The sequence below is a fragment of the Bifidobacterium pseudolongum subsp. globosum genome (assembly GCF_000741295.1).
Taxonomy (GTDB): domain Bacteria; phylum Actinomycetota; class Actinomycetes; order Actinomycetales; family Bifidobacteriaceae; genus Bifidobacterium; species Bifidobacterium globosum.
Genome location: NZ_JGZG01000011.1, coordinates 1 through 6918, shown reverse-complemented (window position 1 = coordinate 6918; position 6918 = coordinate 1). Strand labels below are relative to the sequence as shown.

The 6918-nt window shown below is 50.8% G+C and carries 1 protein-coding gene and 2 pseudogenes; 1 reads left to right on the top strand and 2 read right to left on the bottom strand.

Annotated features, from left to right (window positions below):
• Positions 1 to 282, bottom strand: a pseudogene (locus BPSG_RS08880) (ISL3-like element IS2001 family transposase); the annotation flags it as partial.
• Between the two features lie 76 nt (positions 283 to 358).
• Here BPSG_RS08880 and BPSG_RS07155 point away from each other — a divergent pair.
• Positions 359 to 6628, top strand: a complete 6270-nt coding sequence (locus BPSG_RS07155; protein WP_034879143.1) for a SpaA isopeptide-forming pilin-related protein — start codon at positions 359 to 361, stop codon at positions 6626 to 6628.
• A 55-nt stretch (positions 6629 to 6683) separates the two neighbouring features.
• Here the strand turns inward: BPSG_RS07155 and BPSG_RS08505 are convergent.
• Positions 6684 to 6918 (bottom strand): annotated as a pseudogene (locus BPSG_RS08505) (transposase); the annotation flags it as partial.

Genomic DNA, 6918 nt, shown 5'->3' with positions numbered 1-6918 from the left:
GTAGCGGCGCACGCGCACCAGCAGATGCACCGCGTCGTCGCCGTAGGGCACATGCGCCAGCGTGCGCAGCCACGACGAACGCACCCTGGCATACGCGCCGCACGAGGGGCACCAGCGTGCGTCGTGCGAGTCCGGCTCGCACCTGATCTGCCTTAATCCCGGGCCGTCCGGCCTGCCAAGACGCCGCCACGAGAGCACACGAAGACCCATCTCATCCAAACCAAGGAAACGTTGGGGGTCGAACACGATAAACTCGGGTTCAGGCCGTGTTTCCTCATTCAATTTTTCTATCACACAAGCAATGATGAAGCACGGCCCTTACACACTAACTTGAGAAGAGCCAGGAAAGAGAGCAGTGATGACAACCCCAGAGAACCCGTACAACGGCAATCCGTACACGCCGGGCACCGGGCAGCCGGCCGACGAGACGCAGCAGTTCGGCCAGCCCGCACAACAGCCGTATGGCGCGCCGCAGGACGAACCCATGCAGGCCATGCCGGAATACGGCCAGATGCAGCCGAACCCGTATGCGGCGCCCGAACAGCCCATGCAATCATTCGACTACAGCCAGCAGGGCCAGCAGTCCTACGGTGGCCAGATCCCGCCGCAGATCCCGCCGCAGGAACCGATGGTTGGGTATGGCGCGCAGCAGAACAACGACAAATGGAACGGCCTGGTGATCGCGGGCTTCGTGTGCGCGTTCCTGGTTCCGATCGTCGGTCTGATCCTGAGCATCATCGGCATGGTGCAGATCAACAAGAACGGCGGCAAGAGCAAGGGCATGGCGATCGCCGGCATCATCGTCTCGGTTGTGGTGATGGTGCTCAACGGCCTGCTCGTGGCCTCGGCGGTCGGAACTGTCATCGAGAAGTATGTACTGGCCAGCGATGGACGGAATTACAGGATAACGGCCACCTACGGCCCGGAAGCCGGAGTTCCGGAAGACGCACAGCTGAAGGTTTCTGAAATACTGCCGCCGGAAAGCGATGAAACCATTGCCGGAAGCGAAGAGCCGCTTGATTCCTCTCTGTATGACGAATACGTTGCCAGAACCGAAGATGCCCTGGGCTGGGCAGAGGGCAGCGCTTCTTACGTGCGCCTGTTTGATATCAAGATCACGGATGAATACGGAAACAAGATCGACATTGCCGCTCCGGTGGATGTGAGGATTGAACTGGCGGATAAGGACAGCAGCGAGGAAGGCCTTCTGGGTACGCAGGTGGTGCATTTTGCGGACGGCGCGGAAGTACCGGATGTGGTGCAGAATTTAAGTTTTGACGAAACGAAAACGGAAAGCGAAGGAATGACGCTCTCCTTTACAGCGGCAGGATTTTCGGTATATGCCATAGTGGACGCACCGGAACCTGCGGTTGTTGAAATCGACTATGTGGATTCCCTGGAGGAACTGGCTGGACAAACCGGAAAAGAATTCTATCTTTCCTACGGTACACCTCCGAAATATTTTACAAATGAGCTGAACACGAACAGTGCTTTCATAGAAAACACAAGTTCCGGTCAGGCGGACGGCTGGTATTTTGAACCGACCGGAGTTGACAATCAGTATTATATTTACACTTACGTTGAGGGAGTCAAGAAATACATCACGAATCCCTCCGGCAATCTGGCCGGCCTGGCTGATACAAACGGAACAAAATTTGATCTCGAAGATGCCGGAAACGGGAAATTCTATTTCAAAAAAGCCGGAGCTAGTCTTTGGCTGCAGCATTCCGGCAGCGGCTCAGGGATCCGGTTTTATACGGACAATAAAAATGCAGCAAACAGCCAGATTTCCATTGCCTACGCATCCTCTTTTGTTCTGCCAGATGATCCCTACGGCCTTAATGGCAAGACCTATGGCATTGCCTATCACAATGACACGGCAACATCGGCAGCGTTGACAGCAGAAGGTGTGACGACCAGTGGTCAGCAGAGACTGAAGGGGTTAGATATGCTCATGCGGCCGGATGTGCTGGATCATGACGGAATCCTGCTTGTTGCGGAAAACAGCGATATCCAGGAATGGACTTTCCAGAATGTTTCAGAAGATAAATACTATCTGAAAACAACCGTTGACGGCGTGACAAAATATCTGACTATAAATGGAAACAATGTTACGCTTATGGATACTCCGGATGAAACGTATTCCCTGATCAAGGCCATTCCGGGTACGGGAGCCAACAGCGGGAAATGGCACTTTAGTGTGGGTAATTATTCTCTGAACTTCAATAATACAGCGAATAACGGATTCAACGGGACAACCGGTACCGGAGCAACTACCTGGATGAATCTTGTGGAGAAGTCATCCTTCCCGGAGGAAGATTTTACCTATTACAACGCCAAAAAGGTCAGTGTTTCCGATACGAGTCAGGTTCCCGATAAAAAACAGGTGATTATCTATACCCGTGTCTGGAACGATACGAAGAAAAAGTACGAGTTTTTCGCCATCGACCACGACGGTTCCCTGATCCCCTGTTATGATACAGGCGACGGCATCGAGTGGATCGGCACGAATGTCAATACCGCGCTGTGGGAACTCACAGAGGGAACGAATCCGGATGGCTCCCTGAGCTATTATTACTGGCTTCGGAATACGCAGTATGGTAATACCTTTATTACTCCGCAGCTGTCAAATGACCAGGTCATTTATACAAGTCCGGGCAGCGATGTGCAGGATTTAAACGCCAGTGTCAATCTGAACGGACGGCGTTATGAAGAGAATTATACAACGATCATCAGATGGGATGACGATCAGTATGGCTATTCCGGCCTGAAGGTGGAAAATGGTCATTTGGTTCCGTGTGCGTTGTCAGAGACAGAAGATTTTTACTTTGCCATCATGGAAGAAAAGCAGCATGCGGAGGATGTGACGACCGTTGAAACGGTCGACAGCAAGGCTTACGGCATCACCATGAAGATGGTTGATTTTAATAACGATGTGCAAAAATATTCTACAGGTGATCGTGATGTGGTACAGACCGAGGTTATGGGGACTCCGGACGGAGGTGCAGGGTTGCTTTCTACCTGTCTGGATCCTGTCACAGGTTATCCAGTCGTGAACAGTAATTCGAACTCGTTGTCTCAACTGTTCGACAGTACTAAGGAGATGGATGCCAATCATCTGTTCCTTCAGAACATCTACAACGAAAGCGGGTACTTTGAGTATGACAGTACGCAGAACTTTGCGCATCTGAACCCGGACGGCACCTTTACGGTATATGATCAGCTCGGCGCGATCACAGGTGATGCTGAGCATAAAACTACCAGGGAACATGGCCAGTTCATGCCGTACAATGACATTTCCCCGGATAAAGGATACGCATATGATAAAGATGGCCACATCATCACCAATCAGACGGATGTGTTGGCACATGAACTTCCGGATACCAATGCCCGCAAGGGAGAAAACCTTTACCTGATCGGCAATAATAAAAAGGGTATGAGGGATACAACTGGAGACGGTGTCGATTACTTCTTCGGGATGGAGCTGGAAGCAAGCTTCACACAGACAGCGAATGGTCTGGACGCCTGGGGCCATGACATCATCTTTGAATTTTCAGGAGACGACGACTTCTGGCTGTACGTAGATGGCCAGCTGGTTCTCGACCTCGGTGGAGTGCATTCTGCACAGGTCGGTTCGGTTAATTTCCGAACAGGCCTGATTACCAGCTCGAACGGAAACTCAACGCTGTACAACACCTTCAAGAACAATTACAAAGATCAGCACCCGGAGGCTACCGACGAAGAGGTTAATCAATACCTGGATGATATATTTGAACGGAACGAAGAGGGCAATTATGTGTTCAAGGATTATACCAAACACACCATGCGTATGTTCTACATGGAGCGCGGCGCAGGCGCCTCCAATCTGCACATGCGTTTTAACCTGGCAGCGGTTAAGCCGGGTACCGTGGTGCTGAGTAAACAGCTCTCCGGCACCAACAGCGGATCCAACAGTCTGCTGGAATATCCGTATCAGATTTACTATAAAATTCGAGGGGATGGGGAAAGCGAAGAGCATCTTCTGAATGATCCCTCCAAGGTAACGTATAAGGATTCGACCAAGCAGGTGAAGTACGAAGAGCATCTTACGCTTGAACAGCAGACTTACGACAACGTATTCTTCCTGAAAGCCGGTGAGTCGGCGGTGATCGAGCTGCCGGAGGATACAGTCAATTACCGAATCGTCGAGTGCGGTATAAGCACAGCAACTTATGATGTTGTCAAAGCCAACGGAGAAACACTTGCTCCTACAGATACACAGAATCCAGGGAGAAAGGATTATAAAACCTCCTTGGATACAATGACGAACCGGGATACGGTCCTGTTTGATAATCATGTCAAAGAAGGCGCGATGAGAACGCTGTCCATTACAAAGCAGCTTTATGATTCCAATGGACAGGATCGGCTGCATTATGATGCTGCCGAAGGTGAGAAAGAGGATAAAACACTGTTCTCTTACCGTCTGTATTTAGGAAATGCCTTTACGAGTGAAGATGATATTCCTCCGGCTAATCTATATTCTTACTTTGTTAAAAACAGAGATAAATATTACTGCCGCTGGGATCTTGCACAGAAGAAGTTTGTATCGTTGGGCATAAATAACTACAGTGATCTGGAAACATATCTGGCACCCATGACAGACACGCAGAAGGAATCGATTATATTTAAAACCTCTCCGAGCGGCGCTATTTCCAAGATTCCTGCAGATTATACAGTGGAAGTCCGGGATCTGATCGACGGCGTTCACTGGAAGGTGGAAGAGCGCGACGATGAAATTCCAAAGGGATATACCCTGCGTCTGTCGGACGGTTATACACGTACGGATATTATTCCGGAAGAACCACATGGAACCACGCCGATCAGCGATACGATCGAAGGGGAGGTGGATCCTGAAGTAGATGTGCGAAATCAGAAAGGCTGGGGTCTGACCGTGCAGAAAGTATGGACAGATGAAGATTTCATTGACCATGATCCTATCTATTTCGCGGTATACTACGAAAAAGAAGGGCAAGCTCCGGAACTGATTGAAGGATCCGTTCGTTCGATGATGAACGGCAATAAGGAGATTCACTATTTCTTCAACCAGGAACAGATGGCCGGCAGGGATTTCAGTGAATACAGGGTTTATGAGGTGAAACTCACGAATCCCGAAATTGATCCGGCAACAGGAGAAATTCGTTATGACAGCATCACCCCCATCCCGGATAGTGGAAAACTGACCGTAGGCGGAACACCGAAGGGTACCACTGTGCATCAGGAGAATGAATACACAGTGACTTATCAGATCGGGGAACCGACGACCCAGAATGAAAACGTCCGTACCGATGTCGTGACCAACTCACGGCCGGGCATTAAACTGTTTAAGATGCGGTGGGATTACGAGACTCCTCTTGCCGGAGCCGTCTTTACACTGAAGGATTCGGAAGGACAGGATGTTGCAGCGGAAAGCTACACGTCGCGAAGCGAGGACGGTCTGATTACCATCGCTTACCTGAATCCGGGCATTTACACACTGACGGAGGTTGAGACTCCCAAAGGGTATGTGGTACTGCCTGAACCGATCACGATCACAGTCTCGGATGATTCTATTACGGTTGGACCAGAAGAACTGAAAAATAAATATTATATATTTGAACCGGCGAAAGAGGCTACGGAAACCCAGGAAGCGGACATGGCAACCGTTACCATCCGGGACCGGGAGACCGAACTGCATGTGAAAAAGGTGGATGCGGTTACAAAGGATCCGCTCGCAGGCGCTCATTTCGCTCTTTACAATCAGGTGACGGATGCACAGGGAAATAAGAGAAAAGACTATCAGCCAATTACCGGCTATGAAAATCTTATCTCCAATGCGGAAGGCATTCTTACTTTCCCGGACACCAATGTGGAAGCAGTGACAATTGAAAACCTGACCTGGGGCAACACTTATTACCTGACTGAGACGCAGGCGGTAACGGATTACGATCTGTTGAAAGAGGATCTGTGCTTCACTGTGAACAAGGATGGTACCATAACCATTGAAAATGCAGAGCATTCCGGATGGCTGACAACATCGACAGATACTGATAAGGGAAAATATTCTTCACTTATTCAGATACCTAACGGAAAACTGCAGTATGTTTCTGTTTGGAAGACCGATGATGGCTATACGACGATCACTACCGGTGCATCCTTCGCCCTCTACAAGGCAGAGGACTATGATGATGCTGCAGGCAGACCGAAAGAGGGTGCTGTTCCGGTTCTTACCGGAACCACCGGTGCAAACGGTATCCTGGCGCTGGGTACACTTCCTGCGGGTACAGAGTACCGGTTAGTGGAGACGAAAGCTCCGGACGGATATTATCCGCCTACTTCCGCAATTAAGATTTTCGTAAATGCAGACAAGGTAACTGCTATGCAGGCAGGTAGTCCAGCGGAAGTATCTAGAAAAGGTGATGAGCACTGGGTACCTGATCAGCCGGAAGCCACCTGGCAGATCCGAGTCTGGAACAGTCAGGGGTATGCACTTCCTTCCACCGGCGGATCCGGGACTGCGCTGTTCTATCTCCTTGGCGGCATTCTTCTGAGCGGGGCAGGCATACTGCTGCTGACCCGTCTTCGCATGAAGAGGAAGCATTCCGAGCGGTAAGGCCGTTGCTGTAACCGGTATGTGGTTTTATTACAGTAAAGCGGCTCTTCTCAGGTTAGTGTGTAAGGATGTCTTTGAGTTGGCTGCTGTGGATGAGGCATCGTTGGATGTAGCTGGTGGTGTTGGCGAAGCCCATGGCGTTGCCGCGCAGGGTCTCGAGCCTGCCGTTGATGGCTTCGGTGGGTCCGTTGCTTGAGTGGGGGTGGCGGAAGAGGGCGAGGATGTCGCGCATGCGTCTTTGAGCACGCGGCCGAGGGAGGCGAGTTCCCGGCAGCCTTTGTGCGCCCCGG